The following is a 23,990-nucleotide window of genomic DNA, read 5'->3' on the forward strand; positions in this document are numbered from 1 at the left end:
CTCACGACCTCAGCCTTACCAAGGATGCGCTCTACCACTGAGCTACGGCAGCACTCGACCCCGTTCGGGCGAAGCGCGCCTAGAGCGGACGGCACCTGTGTTGTCAAGGCGCGCGGGCGAGGCGATACGGGCCGCATGGGCGAGAAGGACGCCAAGTACGATAGGGCCGAACGGCTGGCGGCGCAGCTGCGGGCGAACCTGCTCAAGCGCAAGGCGCAAGCGCGCGAACGGGCGCACGAGCCGAGCGTTCCGCCCGCCGACACCCATGAATAGCGCGCTCACCGGCCTAGAGCGGAGCGCATTTGGCGACGAGCCATGCGCGGTCGTCGCCATCCAGTTCGGGGCCTAGCGTCCCGGCCACTTTGGCGTGGTACTCGTCGAGCCAGCTCATTTCGGCCTTCGTCAGCAGGGCGGGGTCGATCATCGTCCGTTCGATCGGGGCGAGGGTGAGCGTTTCGAAACCGAGCATCGGGCGGTCGCCGCCGGGCACGTCGCGCGAGACGACCAGCACGAGGTTCTCGATGCGGATGCCGTATTCGCCGGGCTTGTAATAGCCGGGCTCGTTGGAGAGCATCATGCGGGCGCGGATCGGTTCCAGCGCCGCGCCACCGGGGTAGTTGGGCGCGGCGATGCGTTGCGGTCCTTCATGGACCGACAGATATGCGCCGATGCCGTGACCGGTGCCGTGGGGGTAGTCGAGCCCGGCCTCCCAGAGCGGCCGTCTGGCGAAGCTGTCGAGATGGCCGCCTAGCGTCCCGTCGGGGAAGGTCGCGGTCGCGAGCGCGATGTGGCCCTTGAGCACGCGGGTGAAGCGGTCTCGCATTTCGGGGGTGGGATCGCCGATCGGCATCACGCGCGTCACGTCGGTGGTGCCGTCGGCATACTGACCGCCCGAGTCGATCAGGAACAGCTGGCCGGGTTCGATCGGAGCGTTTGACTCGTCGGTGACGTGGTAGTGCGGGATCGCGCCGTGGGGGCCGGTGGCGGAGATGGTCGAGAAGCTGGTGTCGATCAGCGCGCCGGTGGCTTGGCGGAGCTCCAGCAGCTTGGCGGCGGCGGAGAGTTCGGTCTGGCCGCCGCGAGGGCATTCGGTCTCGACCCAGCGGAGGAAGCGGGTGAGCGCAGCGCCGTCGCGGATCGAGGCGGCGCAGTGGCCGGCGATCTCGGCGTCGTTCTTGAGCGCCTTGGCGAGGACCACGGGATCACGGAACGCGAGGACGGTCGCGCCCCCTTGCTCCAGCCGGTCGAGGATCGCGGCGACCGTGCGCTCGGGGTCGGCGACGATGCGTTTGTCGCGGAAGTTCACTAAGGTCACGCCGAAATCGGCTCGGTCGTGGACGCGCACCCCGTTGCCGAGATGGCGGCGGACGGCGTCGTCGAGCTTGTCGGGGGCGACGAACAGGTCGGCGGTGCCGTCGGCATGGACCAGCGCATAGGACAGCGCGACGGGGGTATGGTCGACATCGGCTCCCCGGATGTTGAGCGTCCAGGCGACCGAGTCGAGCGCTGACAGGACGACCGCGTCGGCGTTCCGCGAGGTGAGCCAATCGGCGATGTCGGCGCGCTTGGCGGCGGAGCTGCGGCCGGCGAGTTCGTCGGACTGGAGGGTCAGCTTGGCGGGTGACGGAGCCGGACGGTCGGTCCAGATCGCGTCGACCGGGTTTGCCTCGACCGCGACCAGCATCGCGCTGACGGGGGCGAGTGCGGCCTCCAGCGCGCGGACATCGGCGCGGGTGTGGAGCCAGGGATCGTAGCCGATGCGCTGGCCCGCCTTCGCCTGTTCGCCGAGCCAGGCGGCGACGCTCGTTTCGGGGACGCCGACATATTCCCAGTCGTCGGACGAGACCTGCTCGCAAACTTGGAGCGTATAGCGTCCGTCGGTGAAGATCGCCGCCTCGTCCGCCAGCACGACGGCGGTGCCGGCCGAACCGCCGAAGCCGGTCAGCCAGGCGAGCCGCTGGGCGTAGGCACCGACATATTCGCTCATATGCTCGTCGGTGAGTGGGACGACGAAGCCGTCCAGACCCTGTGTCGCGAGCTGGGCTCGGAGGGCCTGGAGGCGGTCACTATGCGGAAGCATCGGCGTTAACCATTCTGAACAAGTTGACACTAGTTGACGCGTGGACGCGGATTTCGACTGGCCCGTGATGGCGGGTCGATCGGGGCAGAAAGCGCGCGGTCGTCATGGCGGGGCGAGTCGTGGCAGATGGCGATCTTGTAGGACAGCGTAGATCGTCAGCCCGGACCCACGACGCCGATCGCGCGGAGCACGACCGCTTGGGCGAGCATCACCGCCAGCCAGATCGCCGCTTCGGCAAGCGCGCGTGGCCAGCCGACGCCGCGGGTGACCAGGCCGATCGTTACGGTGGGCAGGACGAAGCCGATCCAGATGATGAAGGCGCTGCCGAGCGCGACGGTCCAGACGCCCGCCGTGACGGGGGCGAGGATCAGCGCGCCCGCCAGGATCGCGGCGAGCCACGATAGGAGCGCAAAGGTGGCGAGGAGGATCGGCGTGGTGGTGCAGCCGCGCCAGGCGACGGCGATGATGGCGGTGCCGATCAGCCCGGCCAGGAGGATCGGGAGGGCGTTGATGAGGATGTAGGACATGGGCGGACGCTCCGTTCGGGTCGGGGGCGGAACGCTTAGGACGCCATGAGGGACGCCAGTCGGCGGCCGGACAGCCACGCCGCCTCGACGCGCGGGGCGAGGAGCCAATCGCCGCAGATGCCGAGCCTGCCGTCGCCGTCCCAGAGCGCGCCGGGAGCGTCGGCGGGCGGACGGCTGCGAGCGAAGCGCCAGCGGTGGGCGGCGAGGTGGACGGGGTGGGGCAGGTTGACGCCGAGATGCTGCGCGAAAAGGGCCAGCAGGGTGGGGGCGATGGTGTCGGGCGTCTCCTCCAGATGCTCCTGCGACCAGTCGGGGGGGGCCTGGATCACCCAACTTTCCATGCCGGCGCGGCCGGGCTTGGCTCCGTCGCGCGCGGCCCAGCCGATCGGGCCCGCGTCCTTGACCACGTCGGGAACGCCCGCGAGCGGTTCGGCGAACACGGCCATCGCGGTCCAGCAGGGGAGCGTGCGCGAGGCGGCGGCGGTCGTGGCGAAGGCCGGGTAATGCGGGGCGAGGAGCGGGGCGGCCTGCTCGGCGGGGAGCGCGATGACGACCGCGTCGAACGGCTCGGTTTCCGCACCGTCGAGCGTCCAGCCGTTCGCGTCGAGGCGGAGTGCCTCGACCCGCGTGGTCCAGCGGACGTCGTGCTCGGCGGCGAGCGCTCGGACGGGGGCGCTCATGCCGGGGGTGCCGACCCAGGCATCGGGACCGGCGGCGGGCCAGCGGGCGACGACGCCCTGTGCCTCCCACGCCGCGACCTGGGCGACGAAGGCGGGATCGCGCGCGGTCATGTATTGCGCGCCGTGGTCGAAGGTCAGGGTGCGGCCGCCGACCTCCACCCGGCGGGTCGACATGCGGCCGCCGGGGCCGCGGCCCTTGTCGAACAGGACCGGCGCATGGCCGGCGGCGGCGAGCCCGCCCGCGCAGGACAGGCCGGCCATCCCGGCTCCGGCGATACCGACGCGCATGCTGTCGCTCCAACTGGTCCCGCGGGCGGGTCGCCCCCATCTGCGTCCCCATGGCACAGGTGACGGTCTGGTACGACGGGGGTTGCCCGTTATGCGTGCGCGAGATCGCGCTGATGCGGCGGCTCGACCGGGGCGAACGGATCGAGTGGGTGGACGTGGCCGATGGGAACAGCGTCTGCCCGATCGACCGGGCCGAGCTGCTGGCGCGGTTCCATGCGTGCGAGGGCGGCACGATGCGGTCGGGCGCGGCGGCGTTCGCGGCGATGTGGCGGGCGATCCCGGTCATGCGGCCGTTGGGGCTGATCGCGCGGGTTCCGGGCGTGCTGCGGGTGCTGGAGGCGGCGTATCTCCGGTTCCTGCGGGTGCGGCCCCGGCTACAGCGGTGGATGCGAGAGCGGTAGCGCGCGGGCGGCCCTGACCGCTATGGGGCGGGGATGACCGATATCCAGCCTCCCGTCGCGGACCGCCGTCCGCACAGCTTCACCATGCACGGCGTCACCACCCAGGACCCGTATCACTGGTTGAAGGACCCGAACTATCCCGATGTCGAGGACGCGGACATACTCGCTTACCTGGAGGCCGAGAACACGTATTTCGAGAGCGTCATGGCCCCGCACCGGCCGCTGGTCGACCGGATCTATGAGGAGATGAAGGGGCGGATCAAGGAGGACGAGTCGTCCGTGCCGCAGAAGGACGGCGACTGGCTTTATTGGACCGCGTTCGAGACGGGCGGGCAATATCGGTTGTGGTGGCGCAAGCCGGCGGCGGGCGGGCCGGACGAGCTGCTGCTGAGCGAGCCCGAGCTGGCGGAGGGGCACGAATATTTCCGGCTGGGCGCGTTCGCGGTATCGAACGACGGGCGGCACCTGGCCTATGCGGTCGACGACAGCGGCGCGGAGCGGTTCGAGGTCAGGGTCAAGAACCTCCAGACCGGCGAGCATCTGCCCGAGGTGATCCCGGGAATGCTGTCCGACATCGTGTGGACGGCGGACGATGCGGGTTTTTTGTACGGCGTCGCCAACGAGCAGTGGCGGACCGACAATGCGCGTTTCCACAGGCTGGGGACGCCCGTCGCGGATGATGTCGAGCTGTTCAAGGAGGCCGATGAGGGTTTCCGCGTGGCGGTGGGGGAGACGTCGTCGCGCGCGTGGATCGTGATCGGCACGGGCGACCATGTGACGAGCGAGGTGCGGCTGCTGCCCGCGGACGACCCGTTCGCCCAGCCGATCCTGGTCGCACCGCGCCTGGTCGGGCGCGAGTATGACGTGGACGAGCATGATGGCGTGCTGTTCATCCATACCAACGACGTCGACCCGCAATTTCGGCTCTGCACCGCGCCCGTCGCCGATCCGGGAAACTGGACCGAGCTGATCGCGCCCTCGCCGCAATTCTACATGACGGGGGTGGAATGCTACCGCGACTTCTTCGTCGTCGAGGGGCGCGAGGATGGGTTGGATCAGGTGCTGATCCATTCCTATGAAGGCGGCGATCCCAAGCGGATCGCGTTTCCGGAGGCGAGCTACGCGGCGGGGCTGGGCGACAATCCCGAGTATCATGTCGAGAAGCTTCGGCTTGGATACGAGTCGATGGTCACGCCGGGGACGGTGTATGATTACGACCTAGCGACGGGCGAGATCGAGACGTTGAAGGTGCAGGAGATCCCGTCGGGGTATGACGGGTCGCGCTACCGGACCGAGCGGCTGAAGATCGTTGCGCGCGACGGGACGGAGGTGCCGGTGTCGATCGTGCATCCGGTAGGCTTCCCGCGCGACGGGACGGGGCGCGTGTTCCTGTATTCCTACGGCGCGTACGGCCATGCGATCCCGCCGGGTTTCTCGACGGGGCGGCTGTCGCTGCTCGACCGGGGGTTCGCCTATGCGATCGCGCATATTCGGGGCGGGGACGATCTGGGGCAGCAATGGTACCTGGACGGGAAGCTGGAGAAGCGGGCGAACACGTTCAACGACTTCGTGGATGTCGCTCGTGCGTTGATCGCGCAGGATTGGACGCGCGAAGGCCGGATCGCGATCGCCGGCGCGTCGGCGGGGGGCGAACTGATGGGGGCGGTGGTCAATTCCGACCCCGAACTGTGGGGCGCGGTGATCGCGGACGTGCCGTTCGTGGACGTGCTCAACACGATGCTCGACGCGGAGCTGCCGCTGACGCCGGGCGAATGGCCGGAATGGGGGAACCCGATCGAGGATCCGGCGGCGTTCGAGCTGATCCGGGGATACAGCCCTTACGACAACGTGCAGGCTCAGGACTACCCGCCCCTGTTCATCTCGGGCGGGCTGAACGATCCGCGCGTGACCTACTGGGAGCCGGCCAAGTGGGCGGCGAAGCTTCGGGTGATGAAGACGGACGGGAACATGCTGCTGCTCAAGACCAACATGGGTGCTGGGCATGGGGGCAAGTCGGGGCGGTTCGAGAGCTTGCGCGAGACGGCGGAAGAACATGCGTTCGTGCTGTGGCAGATGGGGGTCGAGCCGCCGCCCGCGCCCGCGGGCTGAACCGGGAATGACGCTCGATCCGCTCGTCGCGCGCTATGGCCTGCTGGCGCTGTTCCTGGGCGCGGGGATCGAGGGGGAGACGACGGCGACCCTGGGCGGGGTGTTCGCGCATCGGGGCTCGTTCCCGCTGCCCGCCGCGATGGCCGCCGCCGGGGGATCGTTCGCCGCCGACCAGATCCTGTTTGCGGTCGTCCAACTGGTCCGGTGGCGGCGAGGCTGGGGGGCGTGACGCTTTTCTCGCTTCCGTTCACCGCGTGCGACGGCGACATCGACGAGCTGGGCCACGTCAACAACGCGGTGTGGGTGCGGTGGGTGCAGGAGCTGGCTGTCGCGCATTGGGAGGCGGTCGCGTCGGCCGCGCACCGGGCGGCCTGCGTATGGGTCGTGGTGCGGCACGAGATCGACTACCGGGGCAACGTGACGGCCGGGGAGGGCGTGACGGGCGAGACCTGGGTGCCCGGCCCGCCGCGGGGCGCGCGGTTCGACCGGCGGGTGCGGTTCGTCGGCGCGGACGGGCGGGTGAAGGTCGAGGCGCTGACGACCTGGGCGCTCATCGACCGGGAGAGCGGGCGGCTGCTGAGGATATGGCCGGAGGTCGCGGCGCCGCTGCTAAGCTGATCGTCTTCTTAGCCGCTGTTCCTGAGTGCGGTCGCGATCGCGTTGATCGACAGGAGGATGCCTTCCTCGACGCGGGCGTCGGTTTCGCCGGCGCGGTGGCGCTTGAGCAGTTCGATCTGGAGGAGGTTGAGCGGTTCGATGTAGGGAAGGCGGAGGCGGATGCTGGCGTCGAGGGCGGGGTGGTGCTCGAGGAGGCGCGACTGGCCGGTGACGCGCAGCAGCGCGTCGTGGGTGCGGTGCCACTCGTCCCGGATGCGGATGAAGATGGGATCGCGCAAGGACGCGTCCTCGACGAGCGCGGCGTAGCGGGCGGCCAGGCCCATGTCGGATTTGGCGAGCACCATCTCCATGTTGGCGAGCGTCACGGCGAAGAGCGGCCAACCCTCCGCCATGTCGGCGAGAAGCGCGGGGTCGCCCTCGGCCAGCGCGCTGCCGACGCCGTACCAGCCGGGGAGCATGACGCGCGCCTGCGCCCAGCTGAACACCCAGGGGATGGCACGCAGGTCCTCGATGCGGTCGGACTTGGTGCGGCTGGCGGGGCGGGAACCGATCTTCAGGCCGGCGATCTCGGCGATGGGGGTGAGCTGGCGGAAGAAGGTGCGGAAGCCTTCCGTGCCGTAGACGAGGTCGCGGTAGGTGCGGAAGGCGGTGGCCGACGCCCCATCCATGGCGGCGGCGAAGCGCTCGTTCTCGGCGTTCGAGAGGCGGGGCGGCTCGAGGCTGGCGAGGAGGGTGGCCGACGCCATCGCCTCCAGGTTGACGAGCGCGCTCTCGCGGGTGCCGTATTTGCCCGCGATCACCTCGCCCTGTTCGGTGATGCGGATGCGGCCCTGGACGGTGCCGGGGGGCTGCGCGCGGATGGCGGCGAAGGCGGAGCCGCCCCCGCGCCCGACCGCGCCGCCGCGGCCGTGGAACAGCTGCATCGCGACGCCCGCCTCGGCGAAGACGGGAGCGAGCGCGGAGGACGCCTTGGACAGGCTCCAGGTCGAGGTCAGGTAGCCGCCATCCTTGTTGGAGTCGGAATAGCCGATCATTACTTCCTGATGGCCGCGCGCGCAGGCGACGGCCGCGACCTCGGGCGTGGCGAGCCAGGCGCGCATGATGGCGGGCGCGGCTTCGAGGTCCTCGATCGTCTCGAACAGGGGAACGGCCATGATCGCGGCGGTGGGCGGGATCCCTGGGCGGTAGAGGCCGACCTCCTTCAGGAGCAGGTTGACCTCGAGCAGGTCGGAAACCGATTTGGCCATCGACACGACGTAGTTGACGATCGCGGCGGAACCGTAGGCGCGGTGGGCGTCGGCGGCGGCCTGGAGGATCGCGAGCTCGGAGGCGGTCTCGTCGGAGTAGGCGGTGTAGCGGCTCGCGAGCGGGCGGGGGCCGGCGAGCTCGCGGCGGAGAAGGGCGACGCGGGCGTCCTCGGGGAGGGCGAGATAGTCGGGTTCGACCCCGGCCACCGCGAGCAATTCGGCGACGACGCGTTCATGGACGGCCGAGTTCTGGCGGAGGTCGAGCGGGGCCAGGTGAAAGCCGAACAGCTCGACGGCGCGGATCAGGCGACCGAGCGCGCCACCCGAGGACAGCGCCTCGCCGGTGGCGGCGAGACCCTTGGCGAGGGTGACGAGATCGGTGCGGAGCGCGGCGGGGTCGAGGTACGCCTCGCCCCTCAGCGCGCCGGGGCGGGGGGCGGGCTTGCCGGCGAGGTGGAGGTGCGTCGCGGCGAGACGTGCGTGGATCCCCGACAGCGCGCGGCGGTAGGGTTCGTCGGCGCGGCTTGGGGCGCTGTCGCCCGAGCGGTCGGCTAGGTCGCGCACGCCGTCGGGGATGGCGGCGTGCTCGGCTGATATCGAGAGTTCGGCCCCCAGCGCGTGGACGCCCTCGAGATAGTGGCCGAGCACCGCCTCGCAGGACTTGGCGAGCGCGGTGCGGAGCGAGGCGGCGTCGACGTTGGGGTTGCCGTCGCGGTCGCCACCGATCCAGCTGCCCGGACGCAGAAACGCGGGCACGCGCCGCCCGAGCGCGCGGTCCCAGCGCTGGTAAAGCACGGGGAGGGTGGGAAGGAACACGTCGCGCAGATAGCTGAGCGCTGTTTCGACCTCGTCGGCGACATAGAGGCGTTCGCGGCGCAGCACGCGGGTCTGCCAAAGCAGTGCGATCTGGCGGGCGACGCCCTCGGCGATCAGGTCGCCGTCGGAAGTCTCGGTCGTACCGCGATCGCGGAGCGCCATGAGCTCGGCGATGCGGTTACGGTGATCGATCATGCTCTTGCGCCGCACCTCGGTGGGATGGGCGGTCAGCACGGGGGCGATCAGCGCCCGCGACAGCAGCGTCTCGACGGCGGCGTGGTTGACCCCGTGCTCGGCCAGGCGGCGGAGCGCGCCGTCCAGGTCGGCGTCGGCGTCGGTCTGCACGCCCTGCCGATCCTCGGCGAGGTTGGCGAGCATGGAGAAGAGCATGAAGCCGCGCACGAAATCGAGCGTCTCGTCGAGGCCGAGCGCCTCGAGCCGAAGGTCGAGCGCTTCTCCGCTACCACCACCGCCCCGGTGGCGTTCGACGGAAGCGCTGCGGATCGCCTCGGTGGCGTCGAACAGGCGGTCGCCGCCCTGCGCGCGGATGACGTCGCCCAGCAGCTTGCCGAGGAAGCGGACATCCTCGTTGTTGGCGATGGGGGGCAGGTCGGGCGTCGGGGAGCTGGCCATCGATCCATGCTGCGGCGCGGCGGCGATGCCGTCAATATCAGGGATCAGTCGGCGGCGATCGTGCCGTTCTGCGTCGTGTCCTGCTCTTCGGAGGTGACGGTGCCGTCGCGGTTCAGATCCATCCGGTCGAAGCGCCCCATGGTGGCGGTGGTGAACTCGATCTTGGTGATCTCCCCGTCGCCGTTCGCGTCGCCGCGGACCAGGCGGGAGTCGACGCGGGGGAACTCGTTGGCGGTCAGCTTGCCGTCGGCGTTGCGATCGAGCACGGCGAAACGGCGTTCCTGCTGTCCGCCCCAATCGAGGCGCGAGGTGACGGCCGGAGGCGTGAAATCGGCGGCCTTGGCGTCGGCGGCGGCGCGCTCCGAAACTTCGTCGCTGCACCCGGCGAGCAACGCCGCCATTCCGAGCACCACCGACCGCATTCCCGCCCCCGTCACGCTTCCAATTCGATGTCCCAATAGAGCCAGTCGCGCCATGTGTCGTGGAGATAGTTGGGCGGAAAGGCCCGGCCATGTTCCTGAAGATGCCAGCTGGTCGGGCGGATGGGTTCCAGATGGAGCGGCATCGACGCCTGCTTGGGCGTGCGGCCGCCCTTTTTGAGGTTGCAGGGCGCGCACGCGGTGACGACGTTTTCCCAGGTGGTGCGCCCGCCTTGCGCGCGCGGGACGACGTGGTCGAAGGTCAGTTCGCGGTGGCGGCCGCAATATTGGCAGTGGAAGCGGTCGCGCAGGAACAGGTTGAAGCGCGTGAAGGCGGGAAATTGCGAGGGCTTCACGAACTGCTTGAGCGCAATGACCGAGGGCAGCTTGAGCGACGTATGCGCGCTCCGCACCTCGCGCTCGTAATGCGAGACGATGTCGACGCGGTCGAGGAACACCGCCTTGACCGCGGTCTGCCACGGCCACAGGCTGAGCGGATAGTACGATAACGGGGTGTAATCGGCGTTGAGGACGAGTGCTGGACAGCCGTCCGGATGGCGGATCAGGTCGGGATGATACACGGCTCCTCCCCAAATACGTTACGCGTGCGCCCCTGCCCGGGCGCGGTGACGGCATGATGACAGCACGGGGGACAACGCGCGGTCAAGCGCGAGGGTTGCCGCTAGTGGTTGTGGGTGATCCAGGTGAACGGCGCTAGCTGATGGAAGGCGGGCCCGTGGTCACCCGTTTCGCGCCGAGCCCGACGGGAGCGCTGCATCTGGGTCATGCCTATTCCGCCTTGCGCGCTCGTGCTTTCGCGCGGATGCGGGGCGGCGCGTTCCTGCTCCGCATCGAGGATATCGACGGGGCGCGGAGCCGAGCGGAGCATGTCGCGGGCATTCTGGACGACCTGCGCTGGCTGGGGTTGGATTGGGACGGACCGGTGACGTTCCAGTCGGCGCGGCTGGAGGGCCACGCGGCGGCGCTCGACGCGCTGGCGGCGCGGAGGCTGGTGTACCCGTGCTTTTGCACGCGCGCGGAGATCGCCGAGGCGGCGTCGGCCCCGCATGGGCCGGCTGCCGTCTATCCGGGGACGTGTCGGGACATCGATGCGGGGCCGCGCATGGGCGAGGCGCATGCCTGGCGGCTGGACGTCGCCCGCGCGGTCGCGGCGGCGGGGCCGATCGATTGGTGGGACGAGCATGCGGGGGTCGTGTCCGCCGTGCCCGAAGCGCAGGGCGACGTGGTGCTGGCGCGCAAGGGCCTGGCGACGAGCTACCATCTGGCGGTGACGGTCGACGATGCGGCGCAGGGCGTCACCGACGTGGTGCGCGGGGTCGACCTGTTCGACGCGACGCATATCCACCGGCTGCTTCAGGCGCTGCTCGGGCTGCCGACGCCGCGCTATCGCCACCATCCGCTGCTGGTGGGGGCGGACGGCGAACGGCTGGCGAAGCGGCGGGGGAGCCCGTCGCTGGCGAGCCTGCGCGCGGCCGGGGTGGAAGGACCGAAATTGGCCGCCGGATTGATGAAGGATATCGCGCCCGCTGGATATTCGATCGGGCGCGACTAGATCGGGGTCATGAATACTTTTCTCATCATCCTCCTCGTCGCGGCGATGATCGCGACCGTCGTGGCGCTGGTGCGGGGGGTCATCGCGTTTCTTCAGGACTCGAGCGCGGAGGTGAAGGGCGGGCCGAGCACGTCGTCGCTCAAGTCGAACAGCATGATGCAGCAGCGCATCTTCTTCCAGGGCATCGCGGTGGTGATCATCGTTGTGATCCTGTTCGCCGCCGGTCGGACGTAAGGAGTTGGTCAAGCTCAACCGCATCTACACGCGGACCGGCGACGCAGGGCATACCGGGCTGGTCGACGGATCGCGGCTGTCCAAGGCCGATCCGCGGTTGGCGGGGATGGGCGATGTCGATGAGGCCAACTCGTGCATCGGGGTCGCGGTCGTCGCGCTCGGCGATCATCCGATAGCCCGCGAGCTGGCGACCGTGCAGAACGAGTTGTTCGATCTGGGGGCGGATCTCGCCACGCCCGGCGACGACTTCACGCCGTCGGAGATAGTGCTGCGGATCGTGCCCGCACAGGTCGAGCGGCTGGAGCGCGCGATCGATGCCGCAAACGAGCATCTGCCGCCGCTGACGAGCTTCATCCTGCCCGGCGGGAGCGCGGGCGCGGCGGCGCTGCACGTCGCGCGCGCGGTCACCCGGCGCGCGGAGCGGAGCGTGGTGGCGATGGGGGCGCACGCGAACCCGCACGCGCTGGCCTACATCAACCGCTTGTCGGACTATCTGTTCGTCGCCGCGCGCGCGGCGAACGGCGCGGACAGCGACGTGCTGTGGAAGCCGGGCGCGACGCGCTGACCCGATCTAGGCAGGAAACGCTGCTCCATGTTAGGGGCCGGACATGACGACGGTCCCAGCGATCCACGAGGCGGACGCGCTCGTCCGGCGGTTCGAGACGGTGCGTGGCCTGTCGCTGGCACTCGCCGCGCCGCTGTCGGACGCGGACGCGACGGTGCAGTCGATGCCCGACGCGTCGCCCGCCAAATGGCATCTGGCGCACACGACCTGGTTCTTCGAAACGTTCGTGCTGCGCGATCATGTGCCTGGATACCGGCTGCATCATGACCGCTGGCCATTCCTGTTCAACAGCTATTACGAGGCGGAGGGAGCTCGGCAGGCGCGGGATGCGCGCGGGCTGATGACGCGCCCGACGCTGGACGAGGTGCGCGGATACCGGGCGTATGTCGATGCGGCGCTGGTCCTCGCGCTGCCCGACCTGCCGGGTGCGGCGCGGGCGCTGGTGGAGCTGGGCTGCCGGCACGAGGAGCAGCATCAGGAACTGCTGCAGACCGACATCCTCCATCTGTTGTCGCGCAATCCGCTCGAGCCCGCGTTGTGGCCGCCCGCCCCCAAGACGCCGGTGGCGATGCCGGGGCCGACCGGATGGATCGAAGGACGCGAGGGGCCGGTCGAGGTCGGCCATTCAGGCGCAGGCTTCGCATTCGATAGCGAGGGGCCGCGCCACACCGTCTGGCTCCAGCCGCACGCGCTTGCCGACCGGACGGTGACGAATCAGGAGTGGTTCGCCTTCATCGACGACGGCGGCTACCGGGACCCGCGCCATTGGCTGAGCGAGGGTTGGGCCTGGGTGCGATCCGAGGAGGTCGAGGCTCCGCTTTATTGGCAGAAGCGGGATGGCGGGTGGACGCGCTTCGGGCTGGACGGGCGGCGCGCGATCGATCCGGCGGCCCCGGTCACGCATGTGAGCCTGTACGAGGCGGACGCCTATGCGGCTTACGCGGGCGCGCGGCTGCCGACCGAGGCGGAATGGGAATCGGCCGCCGCCGCGCACGATCCGGCGGGGGGCAACCAGCTGGACGCGGCGGGTCCGGTCGAGCCGCGTCCTTCGCCCGGCGGACCGGCCTTTTTCGGGGACGTGTGGGAATGGACGGGGTCCGCCTTCCGGCCTTATCCGGGGTTCCGCGCGGTCGAGGGCGCGGTGGGTGAGTATAACGGCAAGTTCATGAGCGGGCAGTTCGTGCTGCGCGGCGGATCGTGCGCGACCCCGCGCGGGCACGTCTCGGCCAGCTACCGCAATTTCTTCGCAGCCCATCAGCGGTGGCAGTTCACGGGCGTCCGGTTGGCGCGCGATTTGTGAGCTTCCGTGACGACGTGCTCGCGGGGCTGAGGGCGCGGCCGCGCGCGATCCCGGCGCGCTGGTTCTACGACCGGGCGGGGTCCGAGCTGTTCGAGCTGATCACCGAACTGCCGGAATATTATCCGACGCGGACCGAGACGGCGATTCTGGAGGCGGCCTGCGACGAAGTCGCGGCGCTCGTCGGACCGGGTCGCGCGGTGGTCGAGTTCGGATCGGGCGCGTCGACAAAGACGCGCGTGCTGCTGCGCTGCGTGAAGCCGGCGGTGTACGTGCCGATCGACATATCGGGCGACTTCCTGCGCGAGGCGGCGCGGGTGCTGGCGGGCGAGTTCCCGGAGGTCGAGGTGGTGCCGTTCGAGGCGGACTTCACCCGGCCGATGACGTTGCCGGCCGCAGTGGCGGATCGCCCCAGGCTGGGGTTCTTCCCGGGTTCCACGATCGGCAATCTGGAGCCGGCGGGCGCGGTTGACCTGCTCCGCGCAATGCGGGCGTCGTTGGGCGAGGGCGCGACCCTGCTGATCGGCATGGACCGGGTGAAGGATGTCGGCGTGCTGACCGCCGCGTATGACGACGCGGCGGGCGTGACGGCACGCTTCAACCTCAATCTGCTGGAGCGGATCAACCGCGAGCTGGACGGTGACGTGCCGATGGACGCGTTCCGGCATGTCGCGCGGTGGAACGCGGGCGCGGCGCGGATCGAGATGCATCTGGAGGCGACACGCGAGGTGGAGTTCACCGTGGCGGGCGAGGCGTTCGGGATGGCGGCGGGCGAGACGATCCACACCGAGAACAGCCACAAATACACCGCCGACGCCGCCCGGCTGCTGCTGCGCGCGGGCGGGTGGGAGCCGGTGGCGGAGTGGACCGACCCGGACGCGCTGTTTGCGGTGCTGCTGGCGGAGGCCCGGCCGGTCGGCGCAACTCCTTAACGACGCGCGTTCGTGCCGGGTTGCGGTCGGGCGGCGGCGGCGGCAAGGGCTAGGAGGAACATAGGCGAGGGCTCCACTGACCGTTCGCCCTGAGCTTGTCGAAGGGTCGTCCTCCCGCAACGGTCGCGAGGAAGAACGATGCTTCGACAAGCTCAGCACGAACGGGTTGGGGCGGGCGATCGGACAGGAACCGGCATGCAAATCGTGGGCGTCATTGGGGCGGGACAGATGGGCGCGGGGATCGCGCAGGTCTCGGCGCAGGCAGGGTTTCGCGTGCTGCTGTCCGACGTGTCGCTCGACCGCGCCGGGGCGGGGCTGGCGGGGATCGCCAAGCAGCTGGATCGCTCGGTCGCCAAGGAAAAGATCGCCGGCGCGAACCGCGACGCGGCGCTCGCGCTGATCGAGCCGGTCGAGGGCGCGGCGGCGATGGGCGCGTGCGACCTGGTGATCGAAGCGGCGACCGAGCGGGAGGCGATCAAGCGCCAGATCTTCGCCGATGTGGGGCAGGTATTGCGCCCCGACGCGATCCTGGCGACCAACACCTCCTCCATCCCGATCACGCGGCTGGCGCAGGCGTCGCCCGATCCGGCGCGGTTCGTGGGTGTGCATTTCTTCAATCCGGTTCCCGTCATGGGGCTGATCGAGTTGATCCGCGGGCTGGCCACCTCCGACGCGACGGTGGCGGCGGTCGAGGTCTACGCGCAGGCGCTGGGCAAGCGGGTGGTACGCGCGAACGATGCGCCGGGCTTCATCGTCAACCGGGTGCTGATGCCGATGCTGAACGAGGCATGCTTCGCGCTCGGGGAGGGGGTGGCGACGATCCCCGACATCGATGCGGCGTGCCAGCTGGGGCTCAACCACCCGATGGGGCCGTTGACGCTCGCCGACTTCATCGGGCTCGACACCTGCCTTGAGATCACGCGCGTGCTGTTTGAGGGGACGGGCGACCCGAAATTCCGGCCCGCGCCGCTGCTGGTGAAGTATGTCGAGGCCGGGTGGCTGGGCAAGAAGGCGGGCCGAGGCTTCTACGACTATGGCGGCGAGACGCCGGTGCCGACGCGGTGAGCGCGAACGCGCGCATGACGGCGGTCGGCATCTATGGCAGCCTGGGGCGAATGGGCCGCACGATCGCCGACGTGCTGGAGGATGTCGGCGCGGGCAACGCGGGTGGGGTCGACGCCAAGGACGATTGTCGCCCCCTGGCCGGGCGCGCGGACGTGCTGGTCGACTTCTCGGTCGCGAGCGCGCTGACCGAGCATCTGGAGGCGGCGCGCATCGCGGGCAAGCCGATCCTGATCGGCACCACCGGCCTGTCGGCGCGGCATCACCAGCTGATCGACGCGGCGGCTGCGGAGATCCCGGTGCTTCAGACGGGGAACACGTCGCTGGGCGTCACGCTGCTCGGGCTGCTGATCCGCGAGGCCGCGGCGCGGTTGGGGCCGGAATGGGACATCGAGATCGTCGAGATGCATCACCGCCACAAGGTCGACGCGCCGAGCGGCACCGCGCTGATGCTGGGCGAGGCCGCGGCGAGCGGACGGGATACGACGCTGTCGGAGGTGCGGGTGGACGGGCGCGCGGGGCTGACGGGCGCGCGGACGGAGGGGACGATCGGCTTCTCTTCGCTTCGCGGCGGATCGGTGATCGGCGACCACCATGTCGTGTTCGCGACCGACGGCGAGCGGATCGAGCTCGGCCACCGCGGCGAGGACCGGGTGATCTTCGCGCGCGGCGCGGTGCGCGCGGCGTTGTGGCTCGTCGGGCAAGCGCCGGGGCGCTACCGGATGGGGGATGTGCTGGGCCTGTGAAGGAGGCGGAGGTCTTCGAGTTCTATCGCCGGCTGGCGGAGAACGACCCGGCACCGGAAACCGAGCTCGCCTTCATCAACCCCTATACGCTGCTGGTCGCGGTGGCGTTGTCGGCGCAGGCGACAGATGTGAGCGTCAACAAGGCGACGCGGCCGCTGTTCGCGGTCGCCGACACGCCCGCCGCGATGGTCGAACTCGGCGAGGAGGCGCTCCGGGGCTACATCCGCACGATCGGCCTATATAATACCAAGGCCAAGAACGTCATCGCGCTGAGCCAAAGGTTGCTGGACGAGCATAACGGCGAGGTGCCCGCCGACCGCGCGTTGCTGGAGCGGCTGCCCGGCATCGGCAGCAAGACCGCCGCCGTCGTGATGAACGTCGCCTTCGAGGCGGGGACGATCGCGGTCGACACGCATGTGTTCCGCGTCGGCAACCGGACCGGCCTGGCCCCAGGCAAGACGCCGCCGCTGGTCGAGGCGGGGTTGGAGGCGGTGACGCCCGCGTCGTTCAAGCGGGGCGCGCATCACTGGCTGATCCTGCATGGGCGTTATGTCTGCAAGGCGAGGCGACCGGAATGCTGGCGATGCATCGTCCGCGACCTTTGCGCGTTCGAGCCCAAGACCCGTCCGCCCAAGGCGGAAGTCGAGAAGGATATCGGCGATGCGTAAGCTCCTACCCGTCCTGATCCTCGCAGCCGTCGCCACGTCGGGCGGCGCGGTCCAACGGCGAGGTGAAATCCCGGCCGCGACCCCGGTCGGCGAGGCGCGAACCTGCATCCCGCTCCGCTCCATCCGCGAAACGCGGGTGCGGAGCGACCAGGTGATCGACTTCATGATGTCGGGCCGCCGCACCTACCGCGTGACGATGCCCCGACCCTGCCCGGGGCTGGGCTTCGAGGAGCGGTTCACCTATTCCACGTCGCTAAGCCAGCTGTGCGCGCAGGACATCATCACCGTACTGCAGCAGGCGGGCGGCATCCAGCGCGGCGCGAGCTGCGGCCTCGCCACGTTCCAGCCGGTCACGCTCGCGGCCAAAACCCGCTAGCGCCCGGCGCGGCGCGCTGCTATCCCGGCGACACGCATCCGTAGCTCAGCTGGATAGAGCACTGCCCTCCGAAGGCAGGGGTCACAGGTTCGAATCCTGTCGGGTGCACCACCTTAGACATTTACGCTTCCTTTATCAGTGACTTGGCGTCGCGATTGGCTAACCGTTGAGCGAGGTTAGCCATCAACTTCTCCGCAGCGGCGTCGGAAAGCATCTCCTGACTTGCCGCCGCCGTGTACCGCGCGACCTCGGTATCGGTAGTGTGTCCGGTCCAGCTCTTGATCTCCTGATTAGAGCATCCGGCTTCCGCGAAGCGCCGCGCCGCCGCCTTGCGGAGGCCGTGCGCGGAGCACTTCGGCAATCCGGCTTCGTCGCACCACTGGCGGACCTTGTTCCCGAACCCCTTGCGGCTGAACGGCTTCCCGTGTTCGCTTAGCAGGAACACCATGCCGCCGGATGGGGTCGCGAGGATCGACGCCGCCAGCGGGGCTAGGATGGGCAGGGAGACGGTCGCGCCGGTTTTCTCCTGCGTCACTGTCAATCGCCGGTGGCGGACGTTTCCCGGTCCCATGACACGGGCCTCGCCGCCACGCTGCCCCGTGTAGAGCATAAGGTCGAGCGCGAGCCGCGCCTTGCTTCCGACCAGGTGCCGCGCCTCATAGGCCGCTATCTCGTCCTCGTTCCAAGTGTGAAAGCCGCCACCCCCAACCTTGAACGGGCGCGTCACCGTTACCGGGTTAGTCGTAGTCATCCCGATCCGAACCGCGAAGTTCATCAACGCGGATAGCCGCTTGCGGAGCATGTTCGCCGCAGTCTTATGCGGGAGAACTTCGGTCAGCATCGCCTCGACGTGGCGCGGCTGTAGGTCTTTGATCGGCACGCCGCCGTAGCGCCGGCCGTTGCGGGTTCGCTCGCGCCATCGCTCCAGCACGCCACGATATACAACCCGCGTCCGGTCGCCGGGATTAAGGAAGTCGGGGGAGCGATAGTAGCGCGATAGCAGGTCGTCGAATGTGCCCGGCACGATCCGATCCGCGCCCGCCTCGATCGCCGGGGCCGCTATGCCCTCCTCGCACGCGCGCAGCTCTTGGCGAAAGCCTTCCGTGCCGGGCGGGTTTTTGAAGCAGTAGGGCGCGAAACCCTTCCGCCGATAGCGCCAACGAGGCTTGCCGTGCCGATCGCTGAACTCCGACACGTACTTGGGGAGCCAACGCTTCTTCACCCGAACATCCCGTCGAGGACGTTAACGGTGCCCGCGTCCCTCCCGAACTGGACTTCGATCGCGCCGTTGGGATCGATGCGGTAGCCGCTCGGCTTCAAGCCCGCCGCGACGGCCGCGCGCAATGCACGGGTCGCGTCGGCTTGTTTGAAGGTCGAGCGACGGGCCATGCTAAATCAGCTGGCCCGGCGTACCCGGGTTGGGAACTTCGCCCACGACCTCGGGGAAGCGGACGATCTGTTCGGCCTCCACACCCTTCCGACTGACGGTGTAGAACTCGCACGTTCCGCCCACGCCGCAGCGCCCGCCCAGGCCCGCGAACGGGACGCGCCGTTGCTCCTCTAGGATGCGGCGGGCGTCGGCTTTCGGATCGGTGATGTAGCCGTGCGGTAGCAGGCGCTTGATCGTCGCAGGATCAAGAGCCGGTGACACGTAGCCTTCGATTTCGCGAAGCCTGTAGGCATCCCCGGGCGGCTCGTCGCCGATCGGATCGGATATGATCGACAACGCGCGTGGGCGTGCCCTAATGCGATCGTAGGCGGCGATGAACACGCGCACCTGATTATGCCCGCGCGCCTCGTCATCCGGCCAGTCGACCGCCAGCCGATAGCGCACCTCGCGAACGGCCGCTGGCATCGCCTGCAATATCGCACCTTGGGTCAGCTCGCGAACGGGTGAGACATGGCGGTCAAGCGCGGCGATGATCGGCCCCGGATAGCCCCGTCCCGTGACCGCGAACGCCATGTGGAGCGACGGCATCATCACAGCCTTGCTCCCCAGCTCGGCAATCGCGCCGGTGTCGCAATTGAAGGCCGCGCCGTCGGTCGCGAGGTACGCGCGGCGGTTGTCGGTGAACACGTTGACGGCGGACATAGGAGGCTTCCCGGTGATGGGCGCGGCTAGGGCCGCAGGCGTGGCAACGGCGGCGGCGATGGCGGCGATTTCCGGGCGGCCGACGGCAATTGCGATCGTCGATATGATCCCGGCAACTTTTCCGACGGTGCGTAGTGCCTTAGCCATCCGTCACCGCCCGCGGGTTCCAGCCCTCAATCTGGCGGATTTCGTCCGTGTCGAGCACGCCCGTCTCAACGGCGATCTTGTGCGACGCCCACCGCGTTTCCGGGTCGGAGCGGAGCAAACTCGACATATCGAACTCGACCTCGAACGGGCTTCCCGCGCCGAACAGCGCGCGGTTAAGCTCAGCCTCCAGGCGGCGCACGCGCGGGGTCAGGGTGAACTGCCCGAACCAGCGCGCGGCTTCCCGGCTGTTCGTGAACGTGCCGTGCGACAGGTCGCCGACCATGGGCGGGGGTACGCCGTAGATGCGGGCGATCTCCTCGACCGCGAACCGGCGCGAGCCCAGCAGCTCGGCATCCTCGGGTGATACCTGCATGGCCTCCCACTTCATGCCGTCGTCGAGGATCAACGCCCGCCCGGCCTTGCCCGCGCCGACGTGCCCCTCGTTGAACGATAGGCGGATTTGGTCGCGCTGTTGCGGCGTGAGCGGGGCGTCGAGGCTGATGACGCCGGACGGTTGCGCTCCGCGCTCCAGGAAGGTCCTCGCGAACGTCTGTTGCGAGGTGGCGGTTAGGAACACGTCGCGGGCGCGGGATAGGCGCGAGCGCCCGACCAGGCCGTCGTCGGAACGGTCCTTCAAATGGAGCACGTCCGCCGCCAGCAACCGCCGCTTGACCGCTCCAGCGCCGGGCATGACGGGCTCGTACACGTCGAACGCCATGCGACCGCCGGGGAGTAACTGGACCGTCACCCAGCCCCAAGGCAGGAAACGGAAGCCGGTGATCGCATCGCCGTCGCGGATGATCTCGACAAGCGCGTTGCCGTGAAGCTCGACGCTCGCGACCGCGCTTTCGACCAGCGCGCCCCACGTCTGATATGGACCGGGGCCTTCCCGCATTACGCGCGTGAACCAGTGATCCAGGACCTCGACGCGCGCGTTGCCGTCGCGGCGGTAAACCAGCACGGGGAAGCTCGCGATGTTGCTCGCGATGACGTTGATGCAGGACAGCACGACCGCCAGGTTCTCGGCCGCCGCCGGGGTCGCGGCTTCCCAGCCCTCGACGCTCGCGACGGTGACGGGGTGCGCCGGGGTCCAGGTGTTCACGGCCGATCGCCGCGCCAGGCCGGGAAAGAGGTCGCTCAGCTTCATGCGTAGAGCCTCAGCCGTAGGCGCATGGCGTCCAGCTCGGCCGCCGCGCGGGAGCGCGCCTCGACGCTCGTTCCCTTGTAGGCCGGGTGCGAGGTGATGACGCTGATTTCGTGTAGAGCGATGCGGCGCAACGTCCGCCGCGTGCCCCGCCATTCGTCGCCGCCGGGCGGGACGGTGAACCCGAACGACATACCGCCCGCGTCCCCGCGCTCGACCAGCGCAAGCACGTCGCGCGCCGCCGTCGTGTCGGGGAGGTCGATCGCGAATGCGAGGCCGCGCGCTTCGTCGTTCAAGCGCAGCGTGCCGGACCGGGTGCGGCCCAGCACCTTGCCCGGATCGTGATCGACCAGCGCAAGCACGTCCACCCCGCCCGCCAGCGCCGCCGCGACCGCGCCGGGGGCGATGGTCTCGACGCCGCCCGCGATGCGCGCCTCGTCGCCATAGGTCAGGGCGTAGCCCGTGAGAGTCCGGGCTTGCGCCCGAACCTCCCCCATGGCGCGAAGCTCCATCACGGCTTGATGCCCACGATCTTGGCGAGCGCCGCCGGGCGCGCGACCTGCACGTCGGCGCGGAGCCACCCGACAAAGCCGATCTGGCCGAACTCCGCGAACCGCTCCTGCAGGACGGTAATCTGCAACTGAGTGCGGATGCCCACTAGCACCTGCGAAAAGTCTCCCAGGAACGCCGCCGACGTGTTGTTCGCCGTTCCCTGCGTGGTGTTGACCGGAATGCCCGTCGTGGTGAGAACGGGGATATTCTCGATCACGGCTGGCTTGCCAAGCGGCTGGCCTTGCCCGTCGACCAGGCCGTTGAACGTCCGGCCGGTCCGGGGTGCGAGCACGATCGCCGACACGGTGCCCTCGTTCGCCGTTTCCAGCGCGAGCAGCGCGTCGAGGAATGGGGCGTAGCCGGTCGGGGTCGCGCCGTTCGTGCCCATCGACACGGACTGGACGCCGGGCGTGTTGGCGATGCCCAGCGGCTGTTCGTTCTCCCCGGTGCCGTAGAACACAGCTTCGTCGAGGCCGCGCGCGAACGCCGCCGCCATAACGGACCGCAGCGTCGCGTCCATGTTGGGCGCATCCTCCAGCAACTCGCGCGACGCGGTGAACCGGACCGCCAGCGTGTGCGCCGTCATCGACACGTCGCCGAACACCGGCTCGCTTTCGGGGATAAGCGCGTTCTCGGGCCGCCAGCCGGGGACGGGATCGGAAATAACCTTCGCCATGCGGAGCGTCTTCGCGGTCATGGGCACGGTGCGTGCGCCCGCCTGAAACGCGACGTTGCGGACGCGGGCCGCGTCGATCACCTCGGTTGCGAGCGGGGTGGGGAGGTAGGCCCCGCCGGTCGCGACCGCGCCTTCCGCCAGCGCGCGCCGCTCCAGGTCGGTACGCGGGCCGTTGACCAGCGCCCGCATGAACCCGGATAAGCCGATCTGCGACGCCGCGTCCTCGCCCGCCGGGGCGTAGTCGCCGATGCGCTGTTCGACGGTGAGCACCGGCACCCGGTCCCCCTCGGGGGTTCGCCAGCCGTCGCCGGTCGGCTCGGCGCGGGTCGAGACGCCCGCGAAGACGCGGTGCTCGACGGTGCCCTTGTCCGGCTCGCCCGCCAGCGTTACGCCGCGCGCTTCCTTGTCGTCGCGCTCCATGCGCTCGGCGCGGTCGAGGTCGCCAGTGATGCGGTCGAGGTTCGCGACGTGGCCGTCATAGGCCGTGCGCTGTTCGTCGGTCAGGGTCCCGTCCGCTCCGGCCGGGGCGTTCAGGATCGCCGATGCGCTAGAGCGCAGCTCGGCCTTGCGGGTGCGTAGGTGATGAATGTTCATGCGGTCGTTCCTTCAAGCTGGCGGGGAGCCTGAGCCCCCCGCGCGGTGAACCCGTCTGTCTCTCGACGATGGAATAGCCCGACCTGCCGGTGCACCGGCTTCGCAGTGCCAAACGCGGCGGCACGCCCGGTCGGAAGGCGAAGGGTGTTCATCAGTCGTCGTGCTTCGTGTTGAACTCGTCCTCGATCATCAGCCGGACCAGCGCGCGGGTGTTCCGAAGATCGAAGATTTGCGTGAACAAGATCGGTAGGCCTGACAGCTTCGTAACCTCCGGATCGAAGTGAACGCCCGGTGCCGTGTAGGACCGCTCCGGCCCATTGTGGCGTAGCGTCACGAACTCGGCTTCGGGCTCGGTCGTCAGCGCGTCGCGAATTTCTTGGGCGATGCGGCCCGCCAAGCGAGCGGGGTAGCCCGCGCCGTCGAACTGAGTGAACAGGGTTAACGCGATGAGATCGCGTTCATCGAACAGCCGCGACACGCCCGGCGACGTGGGCGGCGCAGCAGTATAGTCCTTGCTCGCAATGACGTCGCTGAGACGCATCCGATCAATGTTCGCGACGCGACACGCCGCCTTCGTTCCGAGTTTCCGCTTATCCACTTTAACCTCCAGCAATTTTGCCTTTGGTATCTTACCTGTGGATAAAGGACAATAGGTAATTTCCTGTCAGCCAGCGATGCGCCCCGCCGGGCAATTATTCCCCAAACTGCGGAACAACTCCTGCGAGCGGGGCAGGTTGTCAGGACGCCTTGCCGTTACGTTTCCGACGCGACGCAGGAGGTTTGAACTCTACAATCGAATCGCGCTCGCGAGCGGACCGCTCGTTGACCGCCGCGTTGATCCGATGCGCCAGCAGGTTTGCGGCCTTCGACGTGAATACGAAGCACATCGTTTCGGTCCCGCTCACAACGTCGATCGCGTAGTGGCCGTGCCGGTCGGATACGTCGGGAGTCGCCTCCACAAAAAGCAACGGGCCGCTCATGACAGCGCCGCCAGCCGCCGCACGTCGGCAAGCAGCTTTTCCTTCAAATCGTCGAAAGGCTCCCCGCCGTCCCATGCAATCTCCAACGCCAGTGCGAACTCGGCCACGGTCGAGGCCGGGGTTGTGTCCACGGTGCGGAGCGCATCAAGGTAAGCGCCCTCAATCCGATCGTATCCGGGATCACTAATTCCGGTTGGCTTGTAGGCGTTCAACCGGTCGCGCGCTGTGACGTACCGGGCATGGGCGGCCATGAACGGGGACAGGGTAAGCGAGGCGAAGGCGGGAGCGGTCGCTAGCACGGAAAGGGCAAGCGCACCGGCGATGAGCGCGCGGCGCGTCGGGGCATTGGCGGGCGTCGAGCCCGTCGGTAGGGTGGCAACAGCCATGATCGTTCTCCTGGAACGGTTGCGGTTAGGCCGAACCGGGGAGGTAGGATGCCCCGCTTCGGCCGCTTGTCCTCTGGCATGGCTTCTGGTATGCCGTCAAGCATAGCTTTCGGCATAGGTGATCAATGACTGACAAGATACTTGAGAA

At 69.0% G+C, this 23,990-nt stretch carries 29 protein-coding genes and 1 tRNA gene; 15 read left to right on the top strand and 15 right to left on the bottom strand.

Annotated features, from left to right (window positions below; genetic code table 11):
* The first annotated feature begins 135 nt into the window (after positions 1 to 135).
* Positions 136 to 273, top strand: a complete 138-nt coding sequence (locus ACFE7F_RS08555; RefSeq protein ID WP_375403433.1) for a hypothetical protein — start codon at positions 136 to 138, stop codon at positions 271 to 273.
* A gap of 13 nt (positions 274 to 286) precedes the next feature.
* Here ACFE7F_RS08555 and ACFE7F_RS08560 read toward each other — a convergent pair whose 3' ends face one another.
* The 3 genes from ACFE7F_RS08560 to ACFE7F_RS08570 all read right to left on the bottom strand — a co-directional run bounded on the left by ACFE7F_RS08560 (position 287) and on the right by ACFE7F_RS08570 (position 3,575).
* Positions 287 to 2,080, bottom strand: coding sequence for an aminopeptidase P family protein (locus tag ACFE7F_RS08560; RefSeq protein ID WP_375403434.1), 1,794 nt, complete (start codon positions 2,078 to 2,080; stop codon positions 287 to 289).
* Positions 2,081 to 2,235: 155 nt separating this feature from the next.
* On the bottom strand, positions 2,236 to 2,607 hold the full coding sequence (locus ACFE7F_RS08565) for a hypothetical protein (RefSeq protein ID WP_375403435.1): 372 nt from the start codon (positions 2,605 to 2,607) through the stop codon (positions 2,236 to 2,238).
* 35 nt (positions 2,608 to 2,642) lie between these two features.
* Complete coding sequence (locus ACFE7F_RS08570; protein WP_375403436.1) at positions 2,643 to 3,575, bottom strand: NAD(P)/FAD-dependent oxidoreductase; 933 nt, start codon at positions 3,573 to 3,575, stop codon at positions 2,643 to 2,645.
* Positions 3,576 to 3,625: 50 nt separating this feature from the next.
* On the opposite strand from ACFE7F_RS08570, the gene ACFE7F_RS08575 reads away from it, so the two are divergent.
* From ACFE7F_RS08575 to ACFE7F_RS08590, 4 genes are read left to right on the top strand one after another with little or no spacing between them, the layout of a single operon-like run.
* A complete protein-coding gene (locus tag ACFE7F_RS08575; RefSeq protein ID WP_375403437.1) occupies positions 3,626 to 3,976 on the top strand; it encodes a DUF393 domain-containing protein in 351 nt (116 codons plus the stop codon).
* A gap of 33 nt (positions 3,977 to 4,009) precedes the next feature.
* Positions 4,010 to 6,085, top strand: coding sequence for a S9 family peptidase (locus tag ACFE7F_RS08580; protein ID WP_375403438.1), 2,076 nt, complete (start codon positions 4,010 to 4,012; stop codon positions 6,083 to 6,085).
* A 7-nt stretch (positions 6,086 to 6,092) separates the two neighbouring features.
* Complete coding sequence (locus tag ACFE7F_RS08585) at positions 6,093 to 6,314, top strand: hypothetical protein (RefSeq protein ID WP_375403439.1); 222 nt, start codon at positions 6,093 to 6,095, stop codon at positions 6,312 to 6,314.
* Positions 6,311 to 6,703 carry an acyl-CoA thioesterase gene (locus ACFE7F_RS08590; RefSeq protein ID WP_375403440.1) on the top strand — a complete coding sequence of 131 codons (393 nt, stop codon included), beginning with the start codon at positions 6,311 to 6,313 and terminating at the stop codon, positions 6,701 to 6,703. The genes ACFE7F_RS08585 and ACFE7F_RS08590 overlap by 4 nt, the downstream gene beginning before the upstream one ends.
* 8 nt (positions 6,704 to 6,711) lie before the next feature.
* Here the strand turns inward: ACFE7F_RS08590 and ppc are convergent, their stop codons facing one another.
* Genes ppc through ACFE7F_RS08605 form a run of 3 tightly spaced genes read right to left on the bottom strand, consistent with a single transcriptional unit; the run spans position 6,712 to position 10,399 of the window.
* The gene (ppc, locus tag ACFE7F_RS08595) at positions 6,712 to 9,399 is read right to left on the bottom strand and encodes a phosphoenolpyruvate carboxylase (protein ID WP_375403441.1); all 2,688 of its coding nucleotides are present in this window, start codon (positions 9,397 to 9,399) and stop codon (positions 6,712 to 6,714) included.
* 44 nt (positions 9,400 to 9,443) lie between these two features.
* Positions 9,444 to 9,836: a hypothetical protein gene (locus ACFE7F_RS08600; RefSeq protein ID WP_375403442.1), complete on the bottom strand. Its 393-nt coding sequence runs from the start codon at positions 9,834 to 9,836 to the stop codon at positions 9,444 to 9,446.
* Positions 9,833 to 10,399 carry an HNH endonuclease gene (locus tag ACFE7F_RS08605; protein ID WP_375403443.1) on the bottom strand — a complete coding sequence of 189 codons (567 nt, stop codon included), beginning with the start codon at positions 10,397 to 10,399 and terminating at the stop codon, positions 9,833 to 9,835. The genes ACFE7F_RS08600 and ACFE7F_RS08605 overlap by 4 nt, the downstream gene beginning before the upstream one ends.
* A gap of 140 nt (positions 10,400 to 10,539) precedes the next feature.
* Between ACFE7F_RS08605 and gluQRS the strand changes: the two genes are divergently transcribed.
* From gluQRS to ACFE7F_RS08655, 10 genes are all read left to right on the top strand, one after another.
* On the top strand, positions 10,540 to 11,391 hold the full coding sequence (gene gluQRS, locus ACFE7F_RS08610) for a tRNA glutamyl-Q(34) synthetase GluQRS (protein ID WP_375403444.1): 852 nt from the start codon (positions 10,540 to 10,542) through the stop codon (positions 11,389 to 11,391).
* Between the two features lie 9 nt (positions 11,392 to 11,400).
* On the top strand, positions 11,401 to 11,625 hold the full coding sequence (locus ACFE7F_RS08615) for a twin transmembrane helix small protein (protein WP_375403445.1): 225 nt from the start codon (positions 11,401 to 11,403) through the stop codon (positions 11,623 to 11,625).
* Positions 11,626 to 11,629: 4 nt separating this feature from the next.
* Positions 11,630 to 12,190 (top strand): cob(I)yrinic acid a,c-diamide adenosyltransferase, encoded by a 561-nt coding sequence (locus ACFE7F_RS08620; RefSeq protein ID WP_375403446.1) that lies wholly within the window; start codon positions 11,630 to 11,632, stop codon positions 12,188 to 12,190.
* A 43-nt stretch (positions 12,191 to 12,233) separates the two neighbouring features.
* Complete coding sequence (egtB, locus tag ACFE7F_RS08625; protein ID WP_375403447.1) at positions 12,234 to 13,490, top strand: ergothioneine biosynthesis protein EgtB; 1,257 nt, start codon at positions 12,234 to 12,236, stop codon at positions 13,488 to 13,490.
* A complete protein-coding gene (egtD, locus tag ACFE7F_RS08630; RefSeq protein WP_375403448.1) occupies positions 13,487 to 14,419 on the top strand; it encodes an L-histidine N(alpha)-methyltransferase in 933 nt (310 codons plus the stop codon). Before egtB ends, egtD begins: the two co-directional genes overlap by 4 nt.
* Before the next feature lie 195 nt (positions 14,420 to 14,614).
* Positions 14,615 to 15,484, top strand: coding sequence for a 3-hydroxyacyl-CoA dehydrogenase NAD-binding domain-containing protein (locus ACFE7F_RS08635; RefSeq protein WP_375403449.1), 870 nt, complete (start codon positions 14,615 to 14,617; stop codon positions 15,482 to 15,484).
* A 14-nt stretch (positions 15,485 to 15,498) separates the two neighbouring features.
* Positions 15,499 to 16,227: a 4-hydroxy-tetrahydrodipicolinate reductase gene (gene dapB, locus ACFE7F_RS08640; RefSeq protein WP_375403472.1), complete on the top strand. Its 729-nt coding sequence runs from the start codon at positions 15,499 to 15,501 to the stop codon at positions 16,225 to 16,227.
* A complete protein-coding gene (nth, locus tag ACFE7F_RS08645) occupies positions 16,224 to 16,895 on the top strand; it encodes an endonuclease III (RefSeq protein WP_375403450.1) in 672 nt (223 codons plus the stop codon). Before dapB ends, nth begins: the two co-directional genes overlap by 4 nt.
* Positions 16,888 to 17,271 carry a hypothetical protein gene (locus ACFE7F_RS08650; RefSeq protein ID WP_375403451.1) on the top strand — a complete coding sequence of 128 codons (384 nt, stop codon included), beginning with the start codon at positions 16,888 to 16,890 and terminating at the stop codon, positions 17,269 to 17,271. Before nth ends, ACFE7F_RS08650 begins: the two co-directional genes overlap by 8 nt.
* 34 nt (positions 17,272 to 17,305) lie before the next feature.
* Positions 17,306 to 17,382, top strand: a tRNA-Arg gene (locus tag ACFE7F_RS08655).
* 10 nt (positions 17,383 to 17,392) lie between these two features.
* Here the strand turns inward: ACFE7F_RS08655 and ACFE7F_RS08660 are convergent.
* The 9 genes from ACFE7F_RS08660 to ACFE7F_RS08700 all read right to left on the bottom strand — a co-directional run bounded on the left by ACFE7F_RS08660 (position 17,393) and on the right by ACFE7F_RS08700 (position 23,842).
* The gene (locus ACFE7F_RS08660) at positions 17,393 to 18,493 is read right to left on the bottom strand and encodes a tyrosine-type recombinase/integrase (RefSeq protein WP_375403452.1); all 1,101 of its coding nucleotides are present in this window, start codon (positions 18,491 to 18,493) and stop codon (positions 17,393 to 17,395) included.
* Positions 18,490 to 18,660: a hypothetical protein gene (locus tag ACFE7F_RS08665; RefSeq protein ID WP_375403453.1), complete on the bottom strand. Its 171-nt coding sequence runs from the start codon at positions 18,658 to 18,660 to the stop codon at positions 18,490 to 18,492. The genes ACFE7F_RS08660 and ACFE7F_RS08665 overlap by 4 nt, the downstream gene beginning before the upstream one ends.
* A 1-nt stretch (position 18,661) precedes the next feature.
* On the bottom strand, positions 18,662 to 19,510 hold the full coding sequence (locus ACFE7F_RS08670) for a hypothetical protein (RefSeq protein WP_375403454.1): 849 nt from the start codon (positions 19,508 to 19,510) through the stop codon (positions 18,662 to 18,664).
* Entirely contained in the window at positions 19,503 to 20,657 is a 1,155-nt protein-coding gene (locus ACFE7F_RS08675; protein ID WP_375403455.1) for a phage portal protein, read from the bottom strand. The genes ACFE7F_RS08670 and ACFE7F_RS08675 overlap by 8 nt, the downstream gene beginning before the upstream one ends.
* Entirely contained in the window at positions 20,654 to 21,166 is a 513-nt protein-coding gene (locus ACFE7F_RS08680; RefSeq protein WP_375403473.1) for an HK97 family phage prohead protease, read from the bottom strand. The genes ACFE7F_RS08675 and ACFE7F_RS08680 overlap by 4 nt, the downstream gene beginning before the upstream one ends.
* A complete protein-coding gene (locus ACFE7F_RS08685) occupies positions 21,166 to 22,476 on the bottom strand; it encodes a phage major capsid protein (RefSeq protein ID WP_375403456.1) in 1,311 nt (436 codons plus the stop codon). Before ACFE7F_RS08685 ends, ACFE7F_RS08680 begins: the two co-directional genes overlap by 1 nt.
* 151 nt (positions 22,477 to 22,627) lie before the next feature.
* Positions 22,628 to 23,017, bottom strand: a complete 390-nt coding sequence (locus ACFE7F_RS08690; protein WP_375403457.1) for a hypothetical protein — start codon at positions 23,015 to 23,017, stop codon at positions 22,628 to 22,630.
* 196 nt (positions 23,018 to 23,213) lie between these two features.
* On the bottom strand, positions 23,214 to 23,456 hold the full coding sequence (locus ACFE7F_RS08695) for a hypothetical protein (protein WP_375403458.1): 243 nt from the start codon (positions 23,454 to 23,456) through the stop codon (positions 23,214 to 23,216).
* The gene (locus tag ACFE7F_RS08700) at positions 23,453 to 23,842 is read right to left on the bottom strand and encodes a hypothetical protein (protein ID WP_375403459.1); all 390 of its coding nucleotides are present in this window, start codon (positions 23,840 to 23,842) and stop codon (positions 23,453 to 23,455) included. Before ACFE7F_RS08700 ends, ACFE7F_RS08695 begins: the two co-directional genes overlap by 4 nt.
* Between the last annotated feature and the right edge of the window lie 148 nt (positions 23,843 to 23,990).

It is taken from the genome of uncultured Sphingomonas sp., assembly GCF_964235535.1.
In the GTDB taxonomy this organism is placed as follows: Bacteria; Pseudomonadota; Alphaproteobacteria; order Sphingomonadales; family Sphingomonadaceae; genus Sphingomonas.

What these genes read in the sequence shown, in the direction of transcription:
- ACFE7F_RS08555 (WP_375403433.1), top strand. Translation starts at nt 136, where the DNA reads ATGGGCGAGAAGGACGCCAAGTACGATAGGGCCGAACGGCTGGCGGCG.
- ACFE7F_RS08560 (WP_375403434.1), bottom strand. Translation starts at nt 2,080, where the DNA reads ATGCTTCCGCATAGTGACCGCCTCCAGGCCCTCCGAGCCCAGCTCGCG.
- ACFE7F_RS08565 (WP_375403435.1), bottom strand. Translation starts at nt 2,607, where the DNA reads ATGTCCTACATCCTCATCAACGCCCTCCCGATCCTCCTGGCCGGGCTG.
- ACFE7F_RS08570 (WP_375403436.1), bottom strand. Translation starts at nt 3,575, where the DNA reads ATGCGCGTCGGTATCGCCGGAGCCGGGATGGCCGGCCTGTCCTGCGCG.
- ACFE7F_RS08575 (WP_375403437.1), top strand. Translation starts at nt 3,626, where the DNA reads ATGGCACAGGTGACGGTCTGGTACGACGGGGGTTGCCCGTTATGCGTG.
- ACFE7F_RS08580 (WP_375403438.1), top strand. Translation starts at nt 4,010, where the DNA reads ATGACCGATATCCAGCCTCCCGTCGCGGACCGCCGTCCGCACAGCTTC.
- ACFE7F_RS08585 (WP_375403439.1), top strand. Translation starts at nt 6,093, where the DNA reads ATGACGCTCGATCCGCTCGTCGCGCGCTATGGCCTGCTGGCGCTGTTC.
- ppc (WP_375403441.1), bottom strand. Translation starts at nt 9,399, where the DNA reads ATGGCCAGCTCCCCGACGCCCGACCTGCCCCCCATCGCCAACAACGAG.
- gluQRS (WP_375403444.1), top strand. Translation starts at nt 10,540, where the DNA reads ATGGAAGGCGGGCCCGTGGTCACCCGTTTCGCGCCGAGCCCGACGGGA.
- ACFE7F_RS08615 (WP_375403445.1), top strand. Translation starts at nt 11,401, where the DNA reads ATGAATACTTTTCTCATCATCCTCCTCGTCGCGGCGATGATCGCGACC.
- egtB (WP_375403447.1), top strand. Translation starts at nt 12,234, where the DNA reads ATGACGACGGTCCCAGCGATCCACGAGGCGGACGCGCTCGTCCGGCGG.
- ACFE7F_RS08635 (WP_375403449.1), top strand. Translation starts at nt 14,615, where the DNA reads ATGCAAATCGTGGGCGTCATTGGGGCGGGACAGATGGGCGCGGGGATC.
- dapB (WP_375403472.1), top strand. Translation starts at nt 15,499, where the DNA reads ATGACGGCGGTCGGCATCTATGGCAGCCTGGGGCGAATGGGCCGCACG.
- ACFE7F_RS08650 (WP_375403451.1), top strand. Translation starts at nt 16,888, where the DNA reads ATGCGTAAGCTCCTACCCGTCCTGATCCTCGCAGCCGTCGCCACGTCG.
- ACFE7F_RS08665 (WP_375403453.1), bottom strand. Translation starts at nt 18,660, where the DNA reads ATGGCCCGTCGCTCGACCTTCAAACAAGCCGACGCGACCCGTGCATTG.
- ACFE7F_RS08670 (WP_375403454.1), bottom strand. Translation starts at nt 19,510, where the DNA reads ATGGCTAAGGCACTACGCACCGTCGGAAAAGTTGCCGGGATCATATCG.
- ACFE7F_RS08675 (WP_375403455.1), bottom strand. Translation starts at nt 20,657, where the DNA reads ATGAAGCTGAGCGACCTCTTTCCCGGCCTGGCGCGGCGATCGGCCGTG.
- ACFE7F_RS08680 (WP_375403473.1), bottom strand. Translation starts at nt 21,166, where the DNA reads ATGGAGCTTCGCGCCATGGGGGAGGTTCGGGCGCAAGCCCGGACTCTC.
- ACFE7F_RS08685 (WP_375403456.1), bottom strand. Translation starts at nt 22,476, where the DNA reads ATGAACATTCATCACCTACGCACCCGCAAGGCCGAGCTGCGCTCTAGC.
- ACFE7F_RS08690 (WP_375403457.1), bottom strand. Translation starts at nt 23,017, where the DNA reads ATGCGTCTCAGCGACGTCATTGCGAGCAAGGACTATACTGCTGCGCCG.
- ACFE7F_RS08695 (WP_375403458.1), bottom strand. Translation starts at nt 23,456, where the DNA reads ATGAGCGGCCCGTTGCTTTTTGTGGAGGCGACTCCCGACGTATCCGAC.
- ACFE7F_RS08700 (WP_375403459.1), bottom strand. Translation starts at nt 23,842, where the DNA reads ATGGCTGTTGCCACCCTACCGACGGGCTCGACGCCCGCCAATGCCCCG.